We start from the raw sequence: 25,204 nt of genomic DNA on the forward strand, positions 1-25,204 counted from the left end.
ACTCCACACCCCCGCCCGTCCTCTCATTTTGGCTGATCATGAACTTATGGGCGGGTTCGACGGTGTGTCGCGTCCACAACTTCATGATCAACCGAATTGCGGGTCAGACCAGCCACTGAGCCCCGTGACGGTGGTGGTACGGGAGCACGTCGAGATCGGGGTCGTGCGGGTCGCGTACGGCGGCACGGAGGGCCTTGCGCAGGCGCTGGCGGGCCTCGCGCTCGGCTCGGGCGGCGAAGCGGGCGGCGTCGTCGTCACCGGGCCGCCAGCGGGCCCAGCGGTGGACCTCCACACGGTGGCGCAGCCGCTGCGGGCGCGGGCGGCGGCCCTCCCGGCGGGCGTCGCGCAGGCAGGCATGGCTGTACCGCAGGTCGTACAGCTCCGCCACGCGCAGCGGCCGCGAGGTGGGCGGCAGCATGGACTGGTGATTCGCGGAGAGATGTCGAACAGAACGAGACAAAGCGGCTCCTTCAGGCAGCCGCCAGGTGTTCCTGGCAGCTACTGAAAGCCGCTGGGTCCGTCCGCGCGTGGGATCACCGGGTGAGCAAAGCACACGCCCGCAACATCGATCATGAACTTGTGGCCGCGACTCGCCGCCGAGCCGTGCCATAAGTTCATGATCAACGCGGTTTAGGGGGTGAGGCCGGAGCGGAGGTCCTGGGTGAGGGTGCGCAGGGCGGGGAGGCCGCCGTCGGCCAGGGCGGAGACCAGGGCGCTGCCGACGATGACGCCGTCGGCGTAGGCGCCCACCTCGGCTGCCTGGGCGCCGCTGCGGACGCCGAGGCCGACGCCGACGGGCAGGCTGCCCGCGGCGGCCTTCACCCGGGAGACCAGGGTCGGGGCGGCGCTGGAGGTGCTGTCGCGGGCGCCGGTGACGCCCATGACCGCGGTGGCGTACACGAAGCCGCGGCAGTGCGCCACGGTCATCGCGATGCGCTCGTCCGTCGACGACGGCGAGACCAGGAAGATCCGGTCCAGCTTGTGCGCGTCGGAGGCGGCCAGCCACTCCTGCGCCTCGTCCGGGATCAGGTCCGGGGTGATCAGACCGGCCCCGCCGGCCGCGGCGAGGTCCCGGGCGAACGCGTCGACGCCGTACTTCTCGATCGGGTTCCAGTAGCTCATGATCAGCACTGGGACGCCCGCGCCGGAGACGGCCTCGACCGTGTGCAGCACGTCGCGGGTGCGCACACCGCCCGCGAGCGCCTGCTCGGTGGCGCGCTGGATGACCGGACCGTCCATGACCGGGTCGGAGTACGGCAGGCCGATCTCCACCAGGTCGACCCCGGATTCGATCATGGCCTTGACCGCGGCGATGCCCTCGGCCACCGACGGGAACCCGGCGGGCAGGTAGCCGACCAGCGCGGCCCGCCCCTCGGCCCGCGCCTTCTCGAAAGCGACGCTGACGCTCACTGAGCCACCTTTCCTTCGCGACTGCGGGGCTCGCTGCGCTCACCTCGGCCGGAGGTCGAGCCGGACACGCTGTTCGCGCTCACCCGATCACTTCCCCGCTGTCGAACAGGCCGAAGTACTCGCCCGCGGTGTGCATGTCCTTGTCGCCGCGGCCGGACAGGTTCACGATGACCGTCGGCTCGTGCCCCAGCTCCTCGCGCAGCGCCGGGATCACCCGCAGCGCGCCGGCCAGCGCGTGCGCGCTCTCGATCGCCGGGATGATGCCCTCGGTGCGGCACAGCAGCGCGAACGCGTCCATCGCCTCGGCGTCGGTGACCGGCTGGTAGCGGGCCCGGCCCTGGTCGTGCAGCCAGGCGTGCTCGGGGCCGACGGACGGGTAGTCCAGCCCGGCCGAGATCGAGTGCGACTCGATGGTCTGGCCGTCGTCGTCCTGCAGCAGGTACGACCGGGAGCCGTGCAGCACGCCGTGGCTGCCGCCGGTGATGCTGGCCGCGTGCTTGCCGGTCTCGATCCCGTCGCCGCCCGCCTCGAAGCCGTAGAGCCGCACATCGGCGTCGGGCACGAAGGCGTGGAAGATGCCGATCGCGTTGGATCCGCCGCCCACGCAGGCCGCGACCGCGTCGGGCAGCGTGCCGGTCAGCGCCAGGCACTGCGCCCGCGCCTCGACGCCGATGCCCCGCACGAAGTCGCGCACCATCGCCGGGAACGGGTGCGGGCCCGCCGCGGTGCCGAGCAGGTAGTGGGTGTCGTCGACGTTGGTGACCCAGTCGCGCAGCGCCTCGTTGATGGCGTCCTTGAGGGTGCGCGAGCCGGTGGTCACCGGGATGACCGTGGCCCCGAGCATCTTCATCCGGGCCACGTTGAGTGCCTGCCGCTTGGTGTCGACCTCGCCCATGTAGACCACGCACTCGAGGTCCAGGTAGGCGGCGGCGGTCGCGCTGGCCACGCCGTGCTGCCCGGCCCCGGTCTCGGCGATGACCCGGCCCTTGCCCATGCGCTTGGTCAGCAGGGCCTGGCCGAGCACGTTGCGCACCTTGTGCGCGCCGGTGTGGTTGAGGTCCTCGCGCTTGAGCAGGATCCGCGCGCCGCCGACGTGGGCCGACAGGTGGGTGGCGTCGTACAGCAGGGACGGGGTGCCCGCGTAATCGCGCAGCATCCGCTCGAACTCACCGGTGAACTCGGGGTCCGCCATCGCCTTGCGGTAGTGCGCGTCCAGCTCGTCCAGCGCCGCGATCAGCGCCTCCGGGACGAACCGGCCGCCGTACGGGCCGAAGTGGCCCCTGTCGTCGGGCAACATGTGCCCCTCCTTCGGCGTAAGCCGCCCCGATGGCTCGGGGCGGTCCAGCACGGGGGAAGCGTCAGCGGGTCGGCCGCGGCGTTGCGGGGTGGTTTCCGGCGTTGACGAGTTCGGCGACCGCGTCGCGCGGGCTCTTCTGGGTCACCAGGCCCTCCCCGACGAGCACCGCGTCGGCGCCCGCCGAGGCGTACTTGATCAGGTCGAGCGGCCCCCGCACACCCGACTCGGCGATCTTGAGCACGCTGTTGGGCAGGCCGGGTGCGATCCGTTCGAACACCGACCGGTCCACCTCAAGTGTGCGCAGGTTGCGGGCGTTCACGCCGATGACGCGGGCGCCGGCCTCCAGGGCACGGTCGGCCTCCTCCTCGGTGTGCACCTCGACCAGCGGGGTCATGCCCAGCGACTCGATGCGGTCGAGCAGGCCGGTCAGCACCTTCTGCTCCAGCGCCGCGACGATCAGCAGCACCAGGTCCGCGCCGTACGCGCGCGCCTCGTGCACCTGGTACGCCGAGCACACGAAGTCCTTGCGCAGCACCGGGATCTTCAAGCGCGCCCGCACCGCGGCCAGGTCGTCCAGGGAGCCGCCGAACCAGCGGCCCTCGGTCAGCACGCTCACCGCGCGGGCGCCGCCCGCCTCGTACTCCGCGGCCAGCTCGGCCGGGTCCGGGATCTCCGCCAGCGCACCCTTGCTGGGCGACGAGCGCTTCACCTCGGCGATCACACCGACGCCGGAGCGGCGCAGCGCCGCATAGGCGTCCAGGGCAGGCGCAGCCGCCGCCGCGCGCTTCTTGATCTCGTCCATGGAGACCCGGTTCTGGCGCGCCTCGACGTCCTCACGGACCCCCGCGATGATCTCGTCGAGCACGCTGCCGCCGCTGTCTCGCATCGATGCGCTCGGGGCCGGTTCGCCAGGCTCCATGCTGCTCAGCTCGTCGGATGCCATGGGCAGACTCTAGGCACTGCCCCGCCCCGCAAGGTGAACGGGGTATGGCGTGCCTCACCCAGTGGGCTAGTGCATAATGCCCGCCCCCCGACCAGGCAACCCCCTCGCTCCACCGCCCACATGGCACGGGCCCGCCGCCGCCGGCCCCGCTGTTTCGGGGAGACTGCGGGTAAGCCGGGCCTGATTCGTGCAGTTTCCCGGAAATTGCAGGGGCGTCATTCGTCGCGGCGCGGTTGGGCGGTGCGGATGAAGTCGGCGAGTTTGGGGCCGTGTTCGACGCGGGCGCGGGTGGGGTCGGCGGCTATGCGGCGGGTCAGGTGGCGGATGCCCTCGGGGGCGTTGCCGGCGACCATGAGGAGGTTGCCGGTGCCTCGGCCGCGGAGCAGGGCGGCGTCGGCGACCACGGCGACCTGGGGGAAGACCTCACGCAGGGTGGCGGCCTGGCGGCGGGCCACGGCCAGCGGGGCGACGTCCATGATGTTGGCCAGGTACCAGCCGCCGGGGCGCAGGACGCGGTGCGCGGCCTGGGCGAACTCGACGGTGCTGACGTGCGGCGGGACCTTCGAGCCGGTGAAGATGTCGGCGACGATCACGTCGGCCGATTCCGGATCGGCGGCCTCCAGCGCGGCGCGGGCGTCGGCGACGACGAGTTCGATGTCGTCGTCGTCCAGCGGCAGCCGGGTGGTGACCAGGTCGGCCAGCGCCCGGTCCAGTTCGACGACGCGCTGGCCGCTGCCGGGGCGCAGCACCGACAGGCAGCGCGGCAGGGTCATCGCTCCCCCGCCGAGGTGCAGCACGTCCAGCGCGCCGGGCGGGGCCACCGCGTCGATGACGTCGGCGAAGCGCCGGATGTAGTCGAACGCGATCAGCGTCGGGTCGTTGAGGTTGACGTGCGACTGGGCGGTGCCGTTGAGGCGCAGCAGCCAGGCGTCGGGCAGGTCCGGGTCGGGGATCAGTTCGGCGGTGCCGGTGTCCACCCGGACGATCAGCGCCCGGTCAGACACGCGTTTCATCGGTGAGGTCCTCGCCCCGGTCGAGCGCGTCCCACAGGTCGCGGGTGTCCTCGGCGCGCGGTGCGGCCGGGGCGGTGCGCCGGGCGTGGCTGCCCGAGCGCCGCCAGTACCAGACCGCGGCCACCCCGGCGGCGAGCGCGAGCAGCGCGGGACGCACCCACGACACCGAACCGCCGGGCATGATCCACAGCACGACCAGCGCCGCGAACACCCCGATCACGATCATGCGGGTACGGCCGGAACGGGCACCCCGAGTCGCGGAAGCCCCGGCCACCGCGCCGCCGTCGACCGCGGCGTGCCTCGTCGACAGGTCCCTGGCCGAGGCGCCGTCCTCGGCCGCCACGTGGGCCGCCGGGTCGGGCGCGCTCATCGGGCGGCCTGCAGGGTCTGCGCGGTGGCGATCGCGGCCAGCACGGCCATCGCCTTGTGCTGGGTCTCCAGTTCCTCCAACGCCGGGTCCGAGTCGGCCACCACCCCGGCCCCGGCTTGCACGTACGCGACGCCGTCGCGCAGCAGCGCGGTGCGGATCGCGATCGCCATGTCCAGGTCGCCGCCGAAGCCGAAGTAGCCGACCGTGCCGCCGTACAGGCCGCGCCGGGTCGGCTCCAGCTCCTCGATGATCTCCATGGCGCGCACCTTCGGCGCCCCGGACAGCGTGCCCGCCGGGAACGTGGCGGCCAGCGCGTCCAGCGGCGAGGTGCCCTCGCGCAGCTCGCCGACGACCGTCGAGACGATGTGCATGACGTGGCTGTAGCGCTCGACCATGGCGAACTCCGGCACCTCGACGGTGCCCGCGCGCGACACCCGGCCCAGGTCGTTGCGGCCCAGGTCGACGAGCATGACGTGCTCGGAGCGCTCCTTCGGGTCCGCGATCAGCTCCGCGGCCAGCGCGGCGTCGGCCTCCGGGGACTCGCCCCGCGGCCGGGTGCCGGCGATCGGGTGGAGCAGGGCGCGGCGTACGCCGTCGTCGCCCTTGGTGATCTTCACGTGGGCCTCGGGGGACGAGCCGACGATGTCGAAGTCGTCGAAGCGCAGCAGGTACATGTACGGGCTGGGGTTGGTGGCCCGCAGCACCCGGTAGATGTCGAGCGGGTCGGCCTCGGTGCGGGTCTCGAAGCGCTGCGAGACCACGATCTGGAAGCAGTCGCCGGCCCGGATCGCCTCCTTGGCGACCTCCACCGCCTTGCCGAACTCCCCGGACGGCGTGCGCGACACGAGTTCCGTCGGCCGCACCGCGGTCACCGTCGAGATCATCGGCGGGGTGGGGCGGGCCAGCGCCGTGGTCATCGCATCGAGCCGGCCGATCGCGTGGTGGTACGCCGCCGCCACCTGCTCGGCGTCGGCGTGCTCGGGCAGCACCGCGTTGGCGACCACGATCGCCTGGCCCAGGTAGTGGTCCAGCACCACCAGGTCGGTGGCCAGGAACAGGCCCAGCTCCGGCACGTGCAGGTCGTCGTCGGCCAGCTGCGGCAGCCGCTCGAACCGGCGCACCAGGTCGTACGACAGGAAGCCGACCAGGCCGCCGGTCAGCGGCGGCAGGCCGTCGTCGTCGGTGTCCGGGCCGGTCAGCGCCTCGACGGTGGCCCGCAGCACGGCGACCGGATCACCGCTGCGCGGCACCCCCTCGGGCGGGCTGCCCAGCCAGCGGGCCTGCCCGCCGCGCTCGGTCAGCGTCGCCAGGCTGCGCACCCCGATGAAGGAGTACCGCGACCAGGCCGTGCCCGCCGCCCCGGCGCCCTGCTCGGCGGACTCCAGCAGGAACGTCCCCGGCCCGCCGGCCACCTTGCGGTACACGCCCACCGGCGTCTCGGCGTCGGCCAGCAACCGGCGGACCACCGGCACCACCCGGCGTCCGGCCGCGCGGGCCCGGAACCCGGCCAGGTCGGGGCTGACCGCCCCGCTGCTCGCTGTGCTCATGCCCCCACCTCGCTGCGCTCGCCGACGGCGCGGACCGCCCTGCCGTCCATGGTCCACCTCTTCATCGGTGCGACTCCTCGAGGACCTCACCGGTGGCGACCGGCAGCTCGTCGGTGAAGCAGGTGCGGGTGCCGGTGTGGCAGGCCGGGCCGACCTGGTCCACGCTCACCAGCAGCGCGTCGCCGTCGCAGTCCAGCGCCACGGACTTGACGAACTGGTGGTGGCCGGACGTCGCGCCCTTCACCCAGTACTCCCCGCGGCTGCGCGACCAGTAGGTGGCCCGGCCGGTGGACAGCGTGCGGCGCAGCGCCTCGTCGTCCATCCAGGCCAGCATCAGCACCTCACCGGTGTCGTACTGGCGCACCACGGCCGCGACGAGCCCGTCGCGGTCGTGCTTGAGGCGGGTGGCGATCCGCGGATCCAGCTGCTCGGTCCCTGACACAGCCGAATTCTCCCTCACCGCCGAGCACCCCGCCGCGCCGGTGCGGCCGAAGTCTCACCTGGGGCCCCGCTCCGCCGCCCACCCAAGATCGTCCGAGTTGCCTGGCACTCGTGCGTATCTCGAGACGGCATACCCGCTACTGCCAGGCAAGTCCGATGATCAAGGTGGTCCCGGTCACAGTTATGGACGCTGGTATGACGCGAGAACGGGCAGCCCGGCGGTAACTTGACGGGCATCTGCGCGCAGCGCCCGCGGGCGCTCTCCCCCACCGCGAGAGCCGAGGAATTCGCATGACCAACCCCCACTTCGCGCCGCTCCCGGCGCACATCCCCACCTTCATTCCACCGGCGCGGCAGCCGGCCCCCGAGGCCGAGGCCGCCGACGAGCTCGAGCCCACCCTGCAGTTGAGCCCGCAGGAGCAGGCCGCGCTGCTGGAACACACCAGCGAGCTGCCCACCGTCGCCGCCCCGGAGGCCGCCGAGGCCGCGGACGGCGCAGCGGACCTCGAGGCCGACCAGGAGTCGCCCGCGGCGCAGGCCGACGCGGACGAGACCGCCGAAGCCGAAGCCGACGACGAGTCGGAAGCGGAAGCCGACGACGAGTCGCCTGACGCGGAGGCCGACACCGACGCCTCGCCCGAGGGGGAGGCCGCAGAGACGTCCGAGGCCCAGGCCGACGCGTCACCCGACGCCGATGACGACGAGACGCCCGGGATGCCCGAAGGGCAGGCCGACGCGGACGAGTCGCCCGAGGCAGAGGCCGAGGCCGACGTCGCCGAGGCGGAGACCGAGGACGAGCCCGAGGCCCTGGCCGACGAGGCCGAGCCTGAGGCCCGGGCCGACGGGGACGACGCCGAGGTGACGATCGATGTCGACGCGGCGGCCGACCACGACGCGGCCGACGACGACACCGCGGCGGAAACCGCCGACGAGTCCCCGGCGGCGCACGCCGACGACGACTCGCCGGAGGCCGGAGACGACGAGGCGATCGACGCTCAGGCCGACGACGAGGAGTCCGCGGAGGCGGACCTCGACGCGAGCGCCGAGACCGATGCGGAGGACGCGGTCGACGCGGCGGACCCGGTCGATGCCGTCCAGCTCGAGGCCGACCATACGGCCGAGGCAGCAGCCGAGGACGTCGAGGAGCCGGAAGCGGAGGCCGACGCGCAGGTGGACGCGGAGGCCGATGCGGAGGTGGAGGTGGACGCGGAGGCCGATGCGGAGGTGGAGGCGCCGGCCGACACCGACGAGGACGAGACCCCGGACGCGGAGACCGTCGCCGCGGCGGAGGCCGTGGTGGACGCCGAGGCCGCGGCCGAGGAGGACGGGCCGTACGCCGTGGCGGACGAGGCCGCTGCTGCGGACGACGAGGTCGAGGTCGAGGCGACGGCCGCAGACGAGCCGGAGGACCCCGAGGCCGACGTGGTCGACGCCGAGATGGAGCCCGTCGGCGAGCCGGCCGAGGAGGTGACGGAGGCAGACGTCGAGGGGGCGTCCGCCGACGACACCGCGCCGGTGGCGGCGATCATCGACGCCGCGGCCGAGGACGCGGCGGAGGAGGTGGCGCCGGTCGGGGGGATCGACGCCGCGGCCGACGCCGGGGCAGCCGACGACGTGGACGACGTGGACGACGAGGAGTTGGACGTGGCGCAGGTGGCGCCGACCGCGACCGCGTTGCGGCCGGGTGACGTGGCCGAGACGCCGATAGCGGTATGGGAGGCGGAGCAGGCGCAGCGCTTCCGCGACGCCTGGCGTGAGGTGCAGACCCGCTTCGTGGACGAGCCGGAGTCGGCGCTGAACGACGCGCAGGCGCTGGTCAGCGAGGCGGTGTCGGCTCTGGCCGCGCAGCTGCTGTCCGAGCAGGGCGACCTGGACCCGCGCCAGGGCGCCGCACCGGACACGGAGGCGATGCGCATCGCGATGCGCGGCTACAAGAACTTCCTCGACCGGGTGCTGGCTCTCTGAGCTGACCCACGGGTCCCGGGCGCCGTCCAGGCGGCCGCCCGGGACCCGGATCCGAAATGTAGGCGCATTGCCACGCGCGCATAATTCACCTACCGTTGAGTTCAACACGCGTTGAATTCTACGGAGGACACCCATGACATCCGCGATCGAGGTCGCCGACCTCGTCGTACACCGGGGAGCCAGGCCTGTGCTGCACGGCCTGAGCTGCACCATCCCGGAAGGCAGCGTGACCGGCCTGCTCGGCCCGTCGGGCAGTGGCAAGACCACGCTGATGCGCGCGATCGTGGGCGTCCAGGTGGTGCGTTCCGGCACGGTCACCGTGCTGGGCCGCCCGGCCGGCGACGCGAAGCTGCGCAGCGAGATCGGTTACCTCACGCAGGCCCCCAGCGTGTACGCCGACCTGACGGTGCGCGAGAACGCCCGCTACTTCGCCGCGCTCTACGGACTCGGCCAGGCCGAGGCGGATGCCGCGGTCCGTGACGTGGGTCTGGCCGAGGCCGCGTCGCAGCTGGTCGGGAACCTGTCCGGCGGGCAGCGCAGCCGGGCCTCGCTGGCCTGCGCGATCGTCAGCAAGCCGAAGGTGCTGATCCTGGACGAGCCCACCGTCGGGCAGGACCCGGTGCTGCGCGACGAGCTGTGGGCGCAGTTCCGCGGGCTCGCCGAGAGCGGCTCGACGCTGGTCGTGTCCAGCCACGTGATGGACGAGGCCAACCGCTGCGACCGGCTGCTGCTTATCCGCGAGGGTCTGCTGATCGCCGACGACACCCCCGCCGCGGTCAAGGCGTCCGCCGGCACCGAAGACCTCGACCAGGCCTTCCTCACCCTGATCCGGCGCCAGGGGACCGGCGTCCCCGCCCCCCGCGCCACCGGCGAAGCGAGCGAGGTCCCGTCATGATCCTGCTGCACACCACCGGGCGCATCCTGCGCCAGCTGCGCCACGACCGCCGTACCGTGGCGATGCTGGTGGCCGTGCCGACGCTGCTGCTGACGCTGCTCTACTTCATGTACGACAGCCAGCCCGGCGTCTTCGACCACATCGCACTGATCATGCTGGGCGTCTTCCCGTTCATCATCATGTTCCTGATCACCAGCATCGCCATGCTCCGCGAGCGCACCACTGGCACGCTGGAGCGCCTGCTCACCACCCCGCTGCGCAAGACCGATCTGCTCTTCGGCTACGGCCTCGCGTTCGGCGTGGCCGCGGCGGTGCAGGCCGGCTTCGCCAGCGCGCTGGCCTACCTGCTGCTCGACCTGGACACCCAGGGCGCCGCCGGGTACGTCGTCATGATCGCGGTGGCGAACGCCGTGCTGGGCATGGCGCTGGGGCTGCTGGCCAGCGCGTTCGCCAAGACCGAGTTCCAGGCGGTGCAGTTCATGCCGGTGCTCGCGGTGCCGCAGCTGCTGCTGTGCGGGCTGTTCGTGCCGCGGGAGCTGATGGCGGGCTGGCTGCAGGCGATCAGCGACGTGCTGCCGCTGACCTACGCGGTCGAGGCCCTGCAGGAGGTCGGCGCGTACGCCGAGCCGACCGGCACGATGTGGCGCGACTTCGCCATCGTCGCCGGCGCGGTGGTGGTGGCGCTGGTCGCCGCGGCGGGCACGCTGCGCCGCCGCACCCCCTGACCGACCCGCCCGGCCACGTCCGGGAGAATCGTCACCGACGAGCACGGACGTCCCCGGTGTGCCGCCTTCGCGGCGGGCCGGGGACGCGCCGCGTACCGAGGAAGGACCAGATGAAGCGCAGCCGCTCCGGGCGCCGGCCGGGCAACCCCGACACCCGCGAGGCGATCCTGGCCGCGGCGCGCGAGCTGTTCGCCGAGAAGGGCTTCGACGCCGCCACGATGCGCGCCATCGCCGCCGCGGCCGAGGTCGACCCGGCCCTGGTGCACCACTACTTCGGCACCAAGGAGCAGCTGTTCGTCGCCACCATGCAGTTCCCGATGGACCCCCGGGAGCTGATCGAGCAGGTCGTGGCGGGGGGCAAGGACGAGGCGGGGGTACGCCTGGCGCGGGTCTTCGTGACGATCTGGGACTCGCCGATCGGGGCGATCGGGGCGTCGCTGGTCCGGTCCGCGATGAGCAACGAGTGGACCATGCGCTTACTGCGCGAGTTCCTGATCACGCAGATCCTGCGCCGGGTGCAGACCGAGCTGCGGCTCGACGCGGCCGACGCCCCGCTGCGCGCGTCGCTGGTGGCCAGCCAGATCAGCGGGCTGGCCCTGATGCGGTACATCATGAAGCTCGAACCGCTGGCCTCGCTGCCCGCCGACCAGGTGGTCGCCGCGGTCGCCCCGAACCTGCAGCACTACATCACCGGCGACCTCGGCCCGTCGGAGGTCACCGGTTCCGGTGGGCAGGCCGGTCAGGCCACCGACGCGGCCGGCTCGGCCGCCGCGTAGTCCTCGACGTCGATCTCGGTCAGGTGCCCGGTCGGGCACTCCAGCCGGACCTCGGCGACGTCCATCCGGTACAGCCGGAAGCCGCGGCCCACGTCGAGCAGGTCGCTGACCGGGTTCACGGCGGCGAACTCCAGCGCGGCGGCGCGGGCCTCGATGTCCTCCAGCGCCGCGGCCCAGCCCGACACCCACACCCGCGCCCCGCGGGACTCCCCCACGGCGAGCACGACGGCGGTGTCGTCGCCCTCCCCGTCCCGCGGGCGCAGCGCCTTGTCGAGCTGCCCGCCTTCGCGGCACAGCAGCAGCGGGCGTCCTTCGTGGTCGGTGGCGTGGCGCACCCGGTACGGGCTGGCGTGGAACGGGACCTGCGCCAAGCCCGGCAGGCGGCCGGCGGTCAGGGAGCGGGCGATCTCGGCGGGGTGCGGCACGGCGGTCCTCCAACATCGGTTAGGCTTACCTTTGTTAGGCGAGCCTAACCTATGACGTCTGGAAGTTGGAGGCACCCTCGTGAACCAAGCGCGGCCCAAGGCGAAGCTGTCCCGGGCTCTCGGCATCCCGCTGACCCGCAAGTGCGTGAAGTACTTCGAGCGGCGGCCGTTCCCGCCGGGCGTGCACGGGCGGGCCCGCAAGAAGCCCTCCGACTACCAGGTCCGCCTGCTGGAGAAGCAGCGCCTGCGCCACCAGTACTTCATCAGCGAGACCCAGCTGCGCAACCAGTTCGACAAGGCCGCCCGCAGCTCCGGCAAGACCGGCGAGACGCTCCTCATCGCCCTGGAGTGCCGCCTTGACGCGCTGGTCCTGCGCGCCGGCTTCGCCCGCACCATCTACCAGGCCCGCCAAGCCGTCGGCCACGGCCACATCGCCGTGGACGGCCAGAAGGTGGACCGCCCCTCCTACCGGGTGAAGCCCTGGCAGACCATCACGGTCCGCGAGCGCAGCCGCACCAAGCCCCCGTTCCAGATCGCCGCCGCCGGCGCCCACCTGGACGGCCCCACCGCCCCATACCTCGAGGTCTCCCTCACCGACCTCCGCGCCACCCTGACCCGCGAACCCCTGCGCACCGAGATCCCCGTCATCTGCGACGAGCAGCTGGTAGTCGAGTTCTACTCCCGCTGACCCACCCCGAACACCAAGATCGCGACGATCTTGCGTGAACCGTTGGGGACTCACCCGGTATGGGCGTGTCGTACCCGCGGTTCAAGCAAGATCGTCGCGATCTTGGGTCAGCGGGTTTGTTCGAGCCAGCTGGCGTAGAGCTTGGCGTAGACGGAGTGCTCGGCCGTGATGAGGGTGTCGTGGGGGCCACGTTGGATCACCACGCCCTTGTCGACGACGATGACTTCGTCGGCGGACTGGGCGGTGGAGAGGCGGTGGGCGATGGCGACCGTGGTGCGGCCGCGGGTCACCGCGTCGAGGGTGCGCTGGAGGCGGACCTCGGTGGCGGGGTCGACGGCGCTGGTGGCCTCGTCGAGGACGAGCAGGTCGGGGTCGGCGACGTAGGCGCGGGCCAGGGCCACGAGCTGGCGCTCGCCGACGCTGAGGGCCTCGCCTCGCTCGCCGACGGGAGTGTCCAGGCCGTGGGCGAGGCCCTGTGCCCAGTCGAGCAGGCCCAGGTCGGTGAAGGCCTGTTCGAGTTCGGTGTCGGTGAGGTCGGGGCGGGCGAAGCGCACGTTCTCGGCGACCGTGGCGTCGAACAGGAAGCCGTCCTGGGGGACCATCACGACGCGGCTGCGCAGGGAGGCGAAGCGCACGTCGGTCAGCGGGGTGCCGGACAGCAGCACCCGGCCCTCGCTCGGGTCCATCAGGCGGGTGAGCAGCTTCGCGAACGTGGTCTTGCCGCTGCCGGTCTCACCGACCACGGCGACCCGGGTCTTGGCGGCGATGTCCAGGTGCACCTCGTGCAGCACGCGGGGGCCGGGCTCGCCGTCGACCGGGTAGCTGAAGCTGACCCGCTCGAAGCTGATGTCCAGCGGGCCGTCGGGCAGGTGCACGCCGTTCTCGGCGGGGTCGGCCACATCGGGTTCGAGGTCGACGACGTCGAGCAGCCGCCGCCAGCCCGCCACCGCGTTCTGCGCCTCGTTGAGCACCTCGGTGGCGATCTGGACGGGCTGGATGAACAGCGTGACCAGGAACAGGAACGCGGTCATCTCGCCCAGGGTGATCTGCCCCGCGATACCCAGCCGCGCCCCGACCAGCACCACCGACGCCAGCGCGATCGCGGCCGCGATCTCACCGGTGGAGAAGCTGGTGACGCTGATCCGCATGGCCCGGCGCTGCGCCTGCTGGTAGTCGTCGATGGTCTCGGACAGCTTCGCGCCGCTGCGCTGCGAGACGCCGTACGCCCGGATCACCGACGCGCCGACCACGGACTCCGAGATCGCGCCGAGCATCACGCCGATCCGGCGGCGGTTCTCGGCGTACGCACCCGACAGACGCTTCTGGAACGCCCGGATGACGATCACCGCGGGCACGAACGCGGCCAGCACCACGAGCGTGAGCTGCCACGAGTAGAACGCCATCACGATCGTGGTGACCACCAGCTGGCCGCCGTTGACCATGAGGATCACGCCGCCCCACTGGATGAACTGCGTGATCGAGTCGACGTCGCTGGTCACCCGGGACACCATGGTGCCGCGGCGCTCGGACTGCTGGTGCAGCATCGACAGGTCGTGGATGTGCCGGAACGTGCGCACCCGGATGTTGGCCAGCGCGGTCTCGCTGACCGTGAACAGCCGCCGCATCATGAAGTAGCCGCAGGCCGTGGTGACCACCAGGATCAGCGCGGTGACGGCGACGACGGTCACGATCACACCCATGTCCAGGTGACCGGTCTCGACGCCCAGCCCGCGGTCGATGCCCTGCTGCACCGCGACCGGCACCGCCGCCCGGCCGATCATGGCGATGAGGGCCAGCCCCAGCGTGCCGGCCAGCCCGGCCTTCAGCTCGGGCGACAGCGACACGCCGCGCCGGAAGGTCGCCCAGGCCGACTCGGACCGGGCGGTATCGCTGACAGCCGACGCGCTCACGCCTTCTCCTCGCTACGCTCGTCGGCAGCGTGAGAAACCTGCGACATGGTTCGCTCGCCCCGCCACGCCTTCTCCTCGCTGCGCTCGTCGGCAGCGTGAGAAAGCTGCGACATGGTTCGCTCGCTCCGCTCGCTCACGCGGCGACCTCCTCTTCCTGTGCGGCGAGGGACACGTCGGCGTCGTCGTAGACGCGCTCGCGCTCGCGCTCCTCCTCGGCCTTCTCGTACGCGGTGACCAGGTCGGCGTATCCGCTCACCGTCGCCAGCAGCTGCTCGTGCGTGCCCTGCGCGACCACGCGGCCGGACTCGATGTAGACGACCTCGTCGGCCAGCGCGATGGTGGCCCGGCGGTACGCGACGACCAGGATCGTGGCCGTGTGCGCCGACCCGCGCAGCGAGGCGAGGATGCGCGCCTCCACGCGCGGGTCGACGGCGCTGGTCGCGTCGTCGAGCACGAGCAGCCGCGGCCGCCCGGCCAGTGCCCGCGCCAGGGTGACCCGCTGGCGCTGTCCGCCGGACAGCGAGGTGCCTCGCTCGCCGAGCTGGGTGTCCAGGTGCTCGGGCAGTCGCGCGACGAACGTGTCGGCCTGCGCCGTGGCCAGCGCCTCGTGCACCCGCTCGTCGTCGACGCCGGGGCGCTCCAGCGCGACGTTGCCGCGCACCGTGTCGTCGAAGACGAACGCGATCTGCGGCACCAGTGCGACGGTCGCGGCCAGCGAGGCCGAGGTCAGCCCGCGTACGTCGGCCCCGTCGAGGGCGATCTGCCCCTGGTCGGGGTCGAGCAGGCGGGCGGCCAGGGTCGCGATGGTCGACTTGCCGGAGCCGGTCGGGCCGACCAGCGCCACGGTGCGCCCTGCGGGCAGGGTGAAGGTGACGTCGTGCAGCACCGGCTGGGCCGGGTCGTACGCGAAGTCCACGTTGCGGAAGCTCAGCTCGGCCGCGGCGGAGCCGGGCAGCGTCTGCGTGCCGTACGGCATCTGGCCGGTCGCCTGCAGCACGTGCTCGACCCGGTCCCAGCCCGCGACCGCGCGCGGCAGGTCGCCGAGCACCCAGCCGATGGCCCGCACCGGGAACGCCAGCACGGTGAACAGGAAGGTCACCTGGACCAGCTGCTCGAGCGAGATCGCGCCCTGGTCCATCCGCCAGGCGCCGACCAGCAGCGCCAGCAGCGTGCCGAGGAACGGCAGCGACTCCATCAGCGGGTCGAACAGGCCGCGCAGCCGGCCGACGCTGATCAGCGCGTCGCGCAGCTCCTCGGCCCGCTGCGCGAACCGGCGGGTCTCCAGGTCCTCGCGGCCCATGGTCTTGACCACGAGTGCGCCGTCGAAGCTCTCGTGCGCGATCGCGGCGACCTCGGCCCGCATGTGCTGGGCGTGGGCCTGGCGCGGGGCCATCCGGCGGGAGAAGACCACGTTCATCACGAACAGCACCGGGAAGACGACCAGCCCGACCAGGGCCAGCGCCCAGTCCACGGCGAACAGCACGGCCACCGCGACGAACAGCATGAACACGGTGCCGACGGCGAACGGCAGCGGCGCGACCGGGAACCACGCGGCCTCGACGTCGGAGTTGGCGTTGGACAGCAGTGTGCCGGTGGCGTGGCGCTGGTGCCAGGAGACCGGCAACTGCAGGTAGCGGCGCGTCACCTCGTGGCGGTACTTGGACTGCAGGGCGAACTGCATGAAGCCCGCGCCGAGCCGGCGGCCGAAGATGGCCACGACCCGGCCCAGGCCCATCGCGATCAGCACCGACGCGCCGAACGCCAGCACCCCGGCGTCGACCCTGCCGCCGGAGGTGGAGGGCACCACGATGTCCTCGACCAGCCAGCCGATGACCTTCGCCTGCCCGATGACCAGCGCGCCGAACAGGCAGCTGCCCACGACGGCGACGACGAACAGGCGCGGCTCATCCCGGATCCCGCGCCACATCACCCGGGCGCCGCGCGCGAGCACGTCGCGCCCTGTGATCTCCGGTTTGGCCGGCTCTTCGCCGGCGGTCTGCCCTGCCACTCGTGTCATCCCCGTCGTCAGGTCGGTTCGTCAGGTCGGTAAGTAATTAGCCTGGCTTCCTATCCTTACCGACGCCGCTGCTCCAGGCGAGCAGGTATGGCCTGTGCCGGGCATCACACCGCCTCCGGGGTACGTAGGATCGCCGACATGACCCGGTACGCCTTCGCTGAAAGGCTAGCCCTGGCCGACCTGATGGCCGAGGTCGGACCAGACGCCCCCACCCTCTGCGGGGACTGGACCGTGCGCGATCTCCTGGCGCACCTGCTGCTGCGGGAACGGCGTCCCGACGCCGCCGCGGGCATCCTGATCAAGCGTTTCGCCGGGCACACCGCGACGGTGCAGCAGCGGATCGCGGCCCGCGACTTCGACGCCCTGCTGGCCGAGCTGCGGCGCCCGCCGCGGTGGAGCCCCGCCGGGCTCAGGCCGCTGGACGAGCTGGTGAACCTGGCCGAGATGTTCATCCATCACGAGGACATCCGCCGGGCGGTCCCCGACTGGACACCGCGCAAGCTGGCGCCGGGACTGTCCGAGGCGCTGTGGGGGCAGGCGCGGCGGCGCGCGTCGCTGGCGCTGCGGCGCTACCCGGTGCAGGTGCGGGTGATCTCACCGGGCCACGGCACGGTGACCACCGGGCGGCCCGGCACCCAGCCGCTCAACCTCACCGGAACCCCCAGCGAGCTGCTGATGTTCCTGTCGGGCCGGCAGGGCCACGCGCGGGCGAGCCTGGACGGCCCGCCCGAGCTGACGAGCCGGCTGCGCGGCGCGCGGCTGGGCGTCTGAGCGCGCCGCCGGCAACCCCGTGACCATGAGAAAAGATCTTCCCGAGGGGTTCCCCCAGCCGGTGCTCAGCATTACCCTTCGGTAACACCAAGTTAACGTGTCCCCCGTCACTACTGCCTACCAGAGGCGGCCCCGACTCATGACCATTGACGTGCCCTACCGGTCTATTCCGGACATGTTCCTGCAGCGAGTGGCGGCGTCCCCCGACGCCCGCGCCTTCGGCGGCCCGGACGCGGACAACGCGCCGGTCTGGTACACCTGGGCCCAGATCGCTGAGCGCGCCAAGGCGATCGCCGCGGGTCTGACCACGCTCGGCGTCGGCAAGGAGGACCGCGTCGCGATCCTCGCCAACACCCGGCTCGACTGGATCGTCGCCGACCTCGGCATCATGTGCTCCAGCGCCGCGACGACCACGGTGTACCCCACCACCGAGCCCGAGGAGGCGTGCTTCATCGTCGCCGACTCCGGGTCCAAGGTGCTGATCGCGGAGAACCCGGCCCAGGCGGCCAAGATGAGCCCGGCCGCGGTGCCCGCGCTCACCCACATCGTGCTGATCGACGGCGAGGCCGACCCGGCCGCCGCCTTCCCCCAGCTCACCCTCGCCGACCTGGAGCGCCGCGGCGCCGAGGCGCTGGCCGCCAACCCGGGCCTGGTCGACGACCTGATCGCCGGCATCGGCCCGGACGACCTGGCCACCCTCATCTACACCTCGGGCACCACCGGCCGCCCGAAGGGCGTCGAGCTGCTGCACCGCGGCTGGACCTGGGAGGGTGTGGCGCAGTCGGACGTCGGCGTGCTGCTCCCCAGCGACGTGCAGTTCCTCTGGCTTCCGCTGTCGCACTCGTTCGGCAAGACGCTGATCTGCGGCATCATCCACGTCGGCGTGCCGACGTACGTGGACGGCCGGGTCGACAAGATCATTGACAACCTGGGCCTGATCAAGCCGACGCTGATGTGCGCGGCCCCGCGCATCTTCGAGAAGGTCTACAACCGGGTCGTCGGCCAGGCCACCGAGGCCGGCGGGCTCAAGGCGAAGATCTTCGGCTGGGCGGTGCGGGTCGGCCGCGAGCGCGTCGCGCTGGAGCAGGCCGGCAAGCCGGTCCCGAGCGGCCTGCTGCGCAAGTACGGCATCGCGCACAAGCTGGTCTTCAGCAAGCTGCACGCCCGGCTGGGCGGCAACATCCGCTACATGGTGTCCGGCTCGGCCGCGCTGTCGGTGCCGATCGCGGAGTTCTTCGCCGCGGCCGGCCTGCCCATCAGCGAGGGCTACGGCCTGACCGAGAACTGCGCGGGCGCGTTCGTGAACCGGCCCGGCGCGCTGAAGATCGGCTCGGTCGGCCAGCCGCTCGGCGACCTGGAGATCCGGATCGACGAGGACGGGGAGATCCTGCTGCGCGGTGCGCCGATCATGCGCGGGTACCACAACCTGCCCGCGGAGACCGCGGCCGTGTTCACCGAGGACGGCTTCTTCCGCACCGGCGACATCGGCGAGCTGGACTCCGACGGCTTCCTGAAGATCACGGACCGCAAGAAGGACCTGGTCAAGACGTCAGGCGGCAAGTACATCGCGCCGAGCCACATCGAGGGCCTGTTCAAGGCGCTGTGCACGTACACCTCGCAGGTGCTCGTGATCGGCAACTCGCGCAACTACTGCTCGATGCTGATCACCCTCGACCCCGAGGCGATCACCGGCTGGGCGGCGGGCACGCCGCTCGAGGGGAAGTCCTACGCGGAGATCGTGGGCTCGGACGAGGCGAAGGCCATGGTCGCGGGCCACATCGACGAGCTGAACGCGAAGCTCAACCGCTGGGAGACCATCAAGAAGTTCACCATCCTGCCGCGCGACCTGACCATCGAGCACGGGGAGATCACCCCCTCGATGAAGCTGAAGCGACGCACGGTGGAGACCAATTTCGCATCGGATATCGAGAAGATGTACGCGGGTTCCCTCGTCGAAATCTGATCGAACGCGAGGCACTTTCCCACGCAGTGAGGTACGTAGGGGCGGCCACAAGCCGCCCCTACGTTTTTGCCCAGGTCACCCGCCGAGCCGGCGTGCAGTTTCGGGGAAACTGCACGAATCCGCGCACCGGATGCTGCAGTTTCCCCGAAACTGCGCCAGGGTCAGCTGCCGTCGCGGAGGTCGGAGAGGCGGCCCGGGGTCAGGTGGGCCTGGTCGAAGACGACGGTGCAGCCCGCGCCGACCGGGGACTGCGCCTCGACGCCGATCAGCGGCGGGCCCGCGTCCGGGCCGAGGCTGAAGTAGCGGACCAGCTGCCAGACCTCGCCGTCGGGGCTGCTGTGGAAGGCCCAGGCGGGGCCGAGGCGGCTGGCGCGCAGCCACACCGTGTCCCCGGCGACCGGCCAGGCGTTGGCGTCGTCGGAGTCGCCGCGGGTGATGACGGTGACGACGGTGTTCTCGCCGGCCGGGGAGCGCTCGAAGCACAGCTTGGCCCAGTGCCGCTCACCGGTCCAGACGAGGATCACCCCGGCGTCGTACTTCTCGCCAAAGTCCACCCGGGCCCGCACCGTGAACCGGAAGTCCCCGGCGGGCGCGGTGGCGAGCGCGCGGGGCGCGTTGAGCACCGGTGGCGCTTGCGGGTCGCCCGGGTCGACGAACATGTCGGTCTGCGGCCCGGCCGCCACGGACAGCACGCCGTCCGCGAGGTGCCAGGAGGCGGGTTCCGGTTGCCAGCGCAGGTCCAGCCCGCCGAAGGTCACGTTCATGCGGCGGATTGTGCCACGGTGCGGGCGCCGGTGGGCGGCGCGCGGCATCGGCAGCGCACTGCCACAGCCATTCGATCAGGGCGCGACAGCGCACTGCCGCGGCTCAGACGATCCGGGCGCGGCAGCGCACTGCCGCGGCTCAGGCGATCAGGGCGGGCTCGCTCCACTGTGGACGGCCGGTGCGGTCCAGGTCGTAGCGGGCCGCGGCGATCCGGCGTACGCCGTCGACCAGTTCGGGGACGGGCTGGGTGAAGGGCAGCCGGATGAAGCGCTCCAGGGTGCCGTCCACGCCGAACCGGGGGCCGGGGGCGAGGCGTACGCCCAAGGGTTCCACCGCGCGTGCCAGCGCGCTGGACACCGGGCCGTCCAGCTCGGCCCACAGGGTGACCCCGCCCGACGGCACGGTCACCCGCCAGCTGGGCAGGTGCTCGCGCACCGCGGCCACGAGCGCGTCGCGCTGCGCGGCCAGCTGCGCCCGGCGCTGCGGGATGACCTCGCCCGCGCGGGCCAGCAGGCGCACCGCGACGAGCTGGTCCAGCACCGGCCCGGCGGTGTCCACGCCGACCCGGACCGCCGCGAGCCGCTGCACGATCGGCGCGGAGGCGCGGATCCAGCCGACGCGCAGGCCGCCCCAGAACGGCTTGCTCATGCCGCCGATGGTGAGCACCCGGCCGTGCCGGTCGAACGAGGCCACCGCGGGCGGCATCGGCACGCCGTCCAGCGGCAGGTCCACGAAGGACTCGTCGATGACCAGGTCGGTGCCGGTGCGCTGGGCGGTGGCGACGAGCTGCTCGCGCAGCGCGGCAGGCATGACGTGGCCGGTCGGGTTGTGGAACTCGGGGATCAGGTACGCCAGGCTGGGCCGGGTCTGGCGGAGTGCGCCGAGCAGCAGCTCGGCGTCCCAGCCGCCTTCGTCCAGGCCGTGCGTGCTGATCCGGGCCCGGCGGGCGGCGAACGCGGCCAGCGCGTTGGGGTAGGTCGGCGACTCGACCAGCACGGACGCGCCCACCGGCACCTGCAACCGCAGGATCAGGTCGAGCGCGTGCAGCACCCCATTCGTGATCATGATCTGTTCGGGGCTGGTCGGCAGGCCACGCTCGGTGTACTGGTCGGCCACGGCCTCGCGCAGCTCGGTGATACCGCTCGGGTGGTAGCCGGCCCCGCCCAGGTAGTTCGGCAGCTCCTCGACGGCCTCGCGGGCCGCCGCCAGCAGCGGCTCGGGCGCGGGCAGGGCTGCGCAGCTCAGGTCGATCAGGTCGAGCTCGTCGTCGGCCATCCACAGGCCGCTGCTGGCCACCCGGTGCCCGCTGGGCAGGGTGGTCCAGCTGCCCGCGCCGCGGCGGCTGGTCAGGTGGCCCGAGTCGCGCAGCTCACGGTAGGCCGCGCTGACCGTGGTGCGGGAGATCTCCAGAGCCTCGGCGAGTTCGCGCTCGGCGGGCAGGCGTACACCCAGGGGCAGCCGGCCGTCGGCGAGCAAGCCGCGTACGGACGAGGCCAGGGCCGCGTAGTCGGGGCTGCGCCGCCGGGCGGGCAGCGCGTGCCAGCGCCCGAGCAGTCGGGCCAGCTGCACACCGCGTACGGAGACGGACATCGCAGGCACTCCCCCGCCGCAAGAGCCAGTCCTGCTGGATTGGCCCTTTCTGGCTTGTCGATTGGCTTCCAGACTGGCAGACATGACAGGCGCACGCAAGCCACTGCACATGCCACTCCGGACGACCCAGCGCCGGGCGTCCACCGCCGCCCCGACCTCCCGCCGCCCGGCCCCCATGCCGCTGCGCGAGCGCCTCCCCCGCCGCCTGTTCCAGCTGCTCATCGGCCTGATCGGGTACGGCGTCAGCATCAGCCTGATGCTGCGCGCGCACCTGGGCAACCAGCCCTGGGACGTACTCCACCAGGGCGTCGCCCTGCGCGCCGGGCTCAGCGTCGGCACCGTGCTGATCATCGTCGGCGCGGCCGTGCTGCTGTGCTGGATCCCGCTGCGCCAGCGCCCCGGCATCGGCACCATCGCCAACATCGTCGTCATCGGCCTGGTCGTCGACGTGGCCAACCAGCTGCTGCCCGAGCCGTCGCACGTGCTCGCCCGCTGGGCCTTCATGATCGGTGGCATCGTGCTGTGCGGCTTCGCCAGTGGCCTCTACATCGGAGCCAATCTGGGCCCGGGACCGCGCGACGGGCTGATGACCGGCTTGGCCGCCCGGACCTGGTCACTGCGTGGCTGGCGCACCCTGCTGGAGATCACCGTGGTCGCCGTCGGCTTCGCGCTCGGCGGCAAGGCCGGGCTCGGCACCATCCTGTACGCCCTGGCCATCGGCCCGCTCGCCCAGTTCTTCCTGCCGATGCTCACCGTCCGCAGCCGCACCGCCGCCCCCGCCCCGGCACCGGCACCGGCATCGGCATCGACACCGGCATCGACACCGGTAGCCACGGCCACGGAGCCCGCCTCCTGCTGACCCGCGCCCTGCCCCACCGCAGGCGCTCGCGCCCCGGCCCCACCTCAGGCCCTCGCGCCCCGGCCCCACCTCAGCCGCTTGCGCCCGCCTCATGATCGCTCGACTTGCCCGGCACCTGTACGTATCTTGGGCACGCTTTCGCACACCTGCCAGGCAAGTCGAGCGATCTTGTGCGGGCGGCGGTCGAGCGTGCCGCGCGGAGTTGGCACAGCGTGGCGGGCGCGTCACACAGGGTAAATGCGGCCAAATGGGCTTTATTGGTATGGACACCTGACCCTGCCCGCCGGAGGCAAACTTCGTGTTCGTATCCATGAAACGGCTGGCCATCGCGTCGGCCGTGCTCCTGTCCGCCATCGCCCAGGGCGTTCCCGCCACCGCGGCGCCGGACGTGACCGTGCTGGCCACCGGGCTGAGCAACCCGCGGGGCCTCGCCTTCGACCGCGACGGCACCCTCTACGTGACCGAGGCCGGGCGGGGCGCCGACGGCGCCGCCAACCCGACCTGCCTGCCGAGGCCGCAGGGCATCGGCTGCCTGGGCGCGACCGGCGCACTGGCCCGCCTCAACCGCGACGGCACGCTGACCCGCGTGCTGACCGGCCTGCCCTCGCTGGCCGGGCCCGATGGCACGGAGGCGATCGGGCCCGACGACATCGCGTTCAACCGCTACCACCCCGCCCTGCTCACCGTCGGCCTCAGCGAGGCCCCGGCGATCCGGGACGGGCTGCCCGAGCCGGGCGCCCAGATGGGCCGCCTGCTGACGGTGCGCCGGGACCCGTCCGGGAACTGGCACTCGCAGCAACTGACCACCCAGCGCACCGCCGACATCGCCGGCCACGAGGCGGCGAACAACTCCGACGGCGGCGAGCTGGACTCCAACGCGCAATCGGTCGCGTTCGGGCCCGGCGGGGCAGCGGTCGTCGACGCCGGCGCGAACGCACTGCTGTTCGTCACCACGGCGGGCCAGGTGAGCACCCTCGCGGTGTTCCCCGAGCGGCAGATGCCCGCGCCGCCCTCGTTCAACCTGCCGGCGGGCACCATGCTGCCGATGCAGTCGGTGCCGATGGGCGTGGTCTACCGCGACGGCGCCTACTACGTCGCCGAGCTGACCGGCCGCCCGTTCACCCAGGGCTCGGCCCGCATCTTCAAGGTCGTCCCCGGCCAGGAGCCCACGGTGTACGCCGAAGGCCTGACCACGGTCGTCGACATCGCCTTCGGCCCCGACGGCTCCCTGTACGCCCTGGAGTTCACCCACACCTCGATGTTCGGCCCCAGCCGAGGCGTGGGCGCCCTGATGCGCATCCGCGGCGAGGGCCAGGCCCCCGAGCTGGTCCTCGACAAGGTCGACCACCCCGGCGGCATCGCCATCCGCAACCGCAACGCCTACATCACCACCTGCTCCGTCTGCGCCACCACGGGAAGCGTCATGAAACTCCGCCTCCCCGCCTGACCCTGCGCCGCTACCGCGGCAAGATCGCGACGATCTTGCGCGAACTGTTGCCGATATGCCCGTTAGGGGCGTGTCGTACCCACAGTCCGCGCAAGATCGTCGCTTTTCAGTTGGCGGCGGGTGGGGCGGCGTCGGGGGTGACGTGGCGGGAGGCGACCAGCCAGCCTTCGGGTTCGGCGGGGGCGGGGACGAGGACGTCCTCGCAGATGCAGTGGCGGTGCATGCGGGGCGTGCCGTCGGCGGTGACGGCGATGACCATGCCGTAGCAGCGGACGTGGGCGGCGCCGTCCGCGCCGGGGGTGACCCAGACCATGCCGTGCCAGTGGCGGTGAGTCTCGCCGTTGGCGGCCAGGCGGGCGTGGGTTTGTTCGACGGCGGCGGCCAGGGCTTCGCGGCCGCGGACCGGGGCGTCGAGGCCGGGGGCGGTGAAGGTGCCGTCGGGGGCGAAGGTGTCGGCCCACTCGCGGGCGCGGCCGGAGTCGAGCAGGTGCATGTGGCGGGCGTAGAACTGCTGGACGGACAGGTACAGCGCCGAGGTGTCGGTGAGCTCGGGCAGGGCGGTCATCGCCATGGTGTTCTCCTTCGGTCGAGGTGCGGACAGCAGGTCGGGCGAGGTCAGAGGATGGCTACGGCGCGGGCCCAGCCGGCGCCGGCGCCCTTGATCTTGATGGGCAGGCAGGACACGGTGAAGCCGTACGGCTGGGGCAGCGCGTCGAGGTTGGCCAGGCGTTCGATCTGGCAGAACTCCCTGTCGCGGCCGGTGAAGTGGGCCGGCCACAGCACGCCGCGGTCGCCGGTCTCGTTGAAGCGCTTGAGCATCGCGCCGAACGGGGCGTCCAGGCTGAAGGCGTCGGTGCCGATGACCCGGATGCCCTTGTCCAGCAGGAAGTTCGTGGCGCTCGCGTCCAGGCCGGTGAACTCGGTGAAGTAGCGCGGGGTGCCGGCCCAGGCCGAGGCACCGGTGTGCAGCAGCACGATGTCCAGTGGCTGCGGCTGGTAGCCGATGCGGGCCAGCTCCTTGTCCAGGAAGTCCGCGTCGACGGTCGGGCCCGTCGCCGAGCGCAGGTCCAGGCAGAACGCGGGCCGGTGGAACCAGTCCAGCGGCATCTCGTCGATGTGGCGCGGCACGCCGTAGCTGGCCTTGCTGCCGTAATGCGACGGCGCGTCGATGTGCGTGCCGGTGTGCGTGGTCAGTTTGAGCGTGTCGACCGACAGCAGCTCGCCGTCGGGCAGCACGGACGGGTCGAAGTCGACGCCGAAGTGCAGGGCCATCTCCTCGGCCATGTGCACCGCGCCCTGGGCGGGGGTCATGACGTCGTGGATGACGGGCTCGGGTTCCCAGGCCGCGGCGTCGACGGCCGTGGACAGGTCGATGATGGGCATGATC

Annotated in this window: 25 protein-coding genes; 9 read left to right on the plus strand and 16 right to left on the minus strand. The window is 72.3% G+C overall.

Annotated elements, in window-relative coordinates; all coding sequences use genetic code 11:
• Positions 1 to 103: 103 nt before the first annotated feature.
• The 8 genes from F6W97_RS34195 to hisI form a co-directional block, all read right to left on the minus strand.
• On the minus strand, positions 104 to 418 hold the full coding sequence (locus F6W97_RS34195) for a hypothetical protein (protein WP_155374682.1): 315 nt from the start codon (positions 416 to 418) through the stop codon (positions 104 to 106).
• Positions 419 to 630: 212 nt separating this feature from the next.
• On the minus strand, positions 631 to 1,410 hold the full coding sequence (gene trpA / locus F6W97_RS34200) for a tryptophan synthase subunit alpha (RefSeq protein WP_155374683.1): 780 nt from the start codon (positions 1,408 to 1,410) through the stop codon (positions 631 to 633).
• A gap of 79 nt (positions 1,411 to 1,489) precedes the next feature.
• A complete protein-coding gene (gene trpB, locus F6W97_RS34205; protein WP_155374684.1) occupies positions 1,490 to 2,707 on the minus strand; it encodes a tryptophan synthase subunit beta in 1,218 nt (405 codons plus the stop codon).
• 61 nt (positions 2,708 to 2,768) lie between these two features.
• Positions 2,769 to 3,626, minus strand: a complete 858-nt coding sequence (gene trpC / locus F6W97_RS34210) for an indole-3-glycerol phosphate synthase TrpC (RefSeq protein WP_155374762.1) — start codon at positions 3,624 to 3,626, stop codon at positions 2,769 to 2,771.
• A 239-nt stretch (positions 3,627 to 3,865) separates the two neighbouring features.
• The gene (locus tag F6W97_RS34215) at positions 3,866 to 4,663 is read right to left on the minus strand and encodes a spermidine synthase (RefSeq protein WP_155374685.1); all 798 of its coding nucleotides are present in this window, start codon (positions 4,661 to 4,663) and stop codon (positions 3,866 to 3,868) included.
• On the minus strand, positions 4,647 to 5,033 hold the full coding sequence (locus tag F6W97_RS34220) for a Trp biosynthesis-associated membrane protein (protein ID WP_155374686.1): 387 nt from the start codon (positions 5,031 to 5,033) through the stop codon (positions 4,647 to 4,649). Before F6W97_RS34220 ends, F6W97_RS34215 begins: the two co-directional genes overlap by 17 nt.
• Entirely contained in the window at positions 5,030 to 6,580 is a 1,551-nt protein-coding gene (locus F6W97_RS34225) for an anthranilate synthase component I (protein ID WP_155374687.1), read from the minus strand. The genes F6W97_RS34220 and F6W97_RS34225 overlap by 4 nt, the downstream gene beginning before the upstream one ends.
• Before the next feature lie 61 nt (positions 6,581 to 6,641).
• Positions 6,642 to 7,022, minus strand: coding sequence for a phosphoribosyl-AMP cyclohydrolase (hisI, locus tag F6W97_RS34230; protein WP_230687214.1), 381 nt, complete (start codon positions 7,020 to 7,022; stop codon positions 6,642 to 6,644).
• A 290-nt stretch (positions 7,023 to 7,312) separates the two neighbouring features.
• Between hisI and F6W97_RS34235 the strand changes: the two genes are divergently transcribed.
• The 4 genes from F6W97_RS34235 (at position 7,313) to F6W97_RS34250 (ending at position 11,382) form a co-directional block, all read left to right on the plus strand.
• Entirely contained in the window at positions 7,313 to 8,986 is a 1,674-nt protein-coding gene (locus F6W97_RS34235) for a putative sodium/potassium/calcium exchanger (protein ID WP_155374689.1), read from the plus strand.
• A 133-nt stretch (positions 8,987 to 9,119) separates the two neighbouring features.
• Positions 9,120 to 9,881: an ABC transporter ATP-binding protein gene (locus tag F6W97_RS34240; protein ID WP_155374690.1), complete on the plus strand. Its 762-nt coding sequence runs from the start codon at positions 9,120 to 9,122 to the stop codon at positions 9,879 to 9,881.
• Positions 9,878 to 10,606: an ABC transporter permease gene (locus tag F6W97_RS34245; protein WP_155374691.1), complete on the plus strand. Its 729-nt coding sequence runs from the start codon at positions 9,878 to 9,880 to the stop codon at positions 10,604 to 10,606. The genes F6W97_RS34240 and F6W97_RS34245 overlap by 4 nt, the downstream gene beginning before the upstream one ends.
• 110 nt (positions 10,607 to 10,716) lie before the next feature.
• Entirely contained in the window at positions 10,717 to 11,382 is a 666-nt protein-coding gene (locus F6W97_RS34250; protein WP_155374692.1) for a TetR/AcrR family transcriptional regulator, read from the plus strand.
• On the opposite strand, the gene F6W97_RS34255 is transcribed toward F6W97_RS34250, so the two are convergent.
• Entirely contained in the window at positions 11,346 to 11,807 is a 462-nt protein-coding gene (locus F6W97_RS34255; RefSeq protein ID WP_155374693.1) for a hypothetical protein, read from the minus strand. The two genes, F6W97_RS34250 and F6W97_RS34255, sit on opposite strands and share 37 nt — an antisense overlap.
• A gap of 79 nt (positions 11,808 to 11,886) precedes the next feature.
• Here F6W97_RS34255 and rpsD point away from each other — a divergent pair, with 79 nt between their 5' ends.
• Complete coding sequence (gene rpsD, locus F6W97_RS34260) at positions 11,887 to 12,495, plus strand: 30S ribosomal protein S4 (protein ID WP_155374694.1); 609 nt, start codon at positions 11,887 to 11,889, stop codon at positions 12,493 to 12,495.
• Positions 12,496 to 12,602: 107 nt separating this feature from the next.
• Here the strand turns inward: rpsD and F6W97_RS34265 are convergent, their stop codons facing one another.
• From F6W97_RS34265 to F6W97_RS34275, 3 genes are read right to left on the minus strand one after another with little or no spacing between them, the layout of a single operon-like run.
• Complete coding sequence (locus tag F6W97_RS34265; protein ID WP_155374695.1) at positions 12,603 to 14,405, minus strand: ABC transporter ATP-binding protein; 1,803 nt, start codon at positions 14,403 to 14,405, stop codon at positions 12,603 to 12,605.
• Complete coding sequence (locus F6W97_RS34270) at positions 14,402 to 14,542, minus strand: hypothetical protein (RefSeq protein ID WP_155374696.1); 141 nt, start codon at positions 14,540 to 14,542, stop codon at positions 14,402 to 14,404. Before F6W97_RS34270 ends, F6W97_RS34265 begins: the two co-directional genes overlap by 4 nt.
• Entirely contained in the window at positions 14,539 to 16,356 is a 1,818-nt protein-coding gene (locus tag F6W97_RS34275; RefSeq protein ID WP_407924638.1) for an ABC transporter ATP-binding protein, read from the minus strand. The genes F6W97_RS34270 and F6W97_RS34275 overlap by 4 nt, the downstream gene beginning before the upstream one ends.
• A gap of 204 nt (positions 16,357 to 16,560) precedes the next feature.
• On the opposite strand from F6W97_RS34275, the gene F6W97_RS34280 reads away from it, so the two are divergent.
• Together F6W97_RS34280 and F6W97_RS34285 are read left to right on the plus strand one after the other, a co-directional pair.
• Positions 16,561 to 17,193, plus strand: coding sequence for a TIGR03085 family metal-binding protein (locus tag F6W97_RS34280; RefSeq protein WP_155374697.1), 633 nt, complete (start codon positions 16,561 to 16,563; stop codon positions 17,191 to 17,193).
• 139 nt (positions 17,194 to 17,332) lie between these two features.
• On the plus strand, positions 17,333 to 19,156 hold the full coding sequence (locus tag F6W97_RS34285) for an AMP-dependent synthetase/ligase (protein ID WP_155374698.1): 1,824 nt from the start codon (positions 17,333 to 17,335) through the stop codon (positions 19,154 to 19,156).
• A 161-nt stretch (positions 19,157 to 19,317) separates the two neighbouring features.
• Here F6W97_RS34285 and F6W97_RS34290 read toward each other — a convergent pair whose 3' ends face one another.
• Together F6W97_RS34290 and yczR are read right to left on the minus strand one after the other, a co-directional pair.
• A complete protein-coding gene (locus F6W97_RS34290) occupies positions 19,318 to 19,920 on the minus strand; it encodes a DUF1349 domain-containing protein (RefSeq protein ID WP_155374699.1) in 603 nt (200 codons plus the stop codon).
• A gap of 139 nt (positions 19,921 to 20,059) precedes the next feature.
• Positions 20,060 to 21,511, minus strand: a complete 1,452-nt coding sequence (yczR, locus tag F6W97_RS34295) for a MocR-like transcription factor YczR (RefSeq protein ID WP_155374700.1) — start codon at positions 21,509 to 21,511, stop codon at positions 20,060 to 20,062.
• A gap of 175 nt (positions 21,512 to 21,686) precedes the next feature.
• Between yczR and yczE the strand changes: the two genes are divergently transcribed.
• Both yczE and F6W97_RS34305 read left to right on the plus strand, forming a co-directional pair.
• Positions 21,687 to 22,370 carry a membrane protein YczE gene (yczE, locus tag F6W97_RS34300; protein ID WP_155374764.1) on the plus strand — a complete coding sequence of 228 codons (684 nt, stop codon included), beginning with the start codon at positions 21,687 to 21,689 and terminating at the stop codon, positions 22,368 to 22,370.
• 298 nt (positions 22,371 to 22,668) lie between these two features.
• Positions 22,669 to 23,817: a ScyD/ScyE family protein gene (locus F6W97_RS34305; RefSeq protein WP_155374701.1), complete on the plus strand. Its 1,149-nt coding sequence runs from the start codon at positions 22,669 to 22,671 to the stop codon at positions 23,815 to 23,817.
• 106 nt (positions 23,818 to 23,923) lie between these two features.
• On the opposite strand, the gene F6W97_RS34310 is transcribed toward F6W97_RS34305, so the two are convergent.
• Positions 23,924 to 24,388 carry a nuclear transport factor 2 family protein gene (locus tag F6W97_RS34310; RefSeq protein WP_155374702.1) on the minus strand — a complete coding sequence of 155 codons (465 nt, stop codon included), beginning with the start codon at positions 24,386 to 24,388 and terminating at the stop codon, positions 23,924 to 23,926.
• A 44-nt stretch (positions 24,389 to 24,432) separates the two neighbouring features.
• The gene (locus F6W97_RS34315; RefSeq protein ID WP_155374703.1) at positions 24,433 to 25,200 is read right to left on the minus strand and encodes a cyclase family protein; all 768 of its coding nucleotides are present in this window, start codon (positions 25,198 to 25,200) and stop codon (positions 24,433 to 24,435) included.
• Between the last annotated feature and the right edge of the window lie 4 nt (positions 25,201 to 25,204).

This window comes from Catellatospora vulcania, from assembly GCF_009720385.1.
Classification (GTDB): Bacteria; Actinomycetota; Actinomycetes; order Mycobacteriales; family Micromonosporaceae; genus Catellatospora; species Catellatospora vulcania.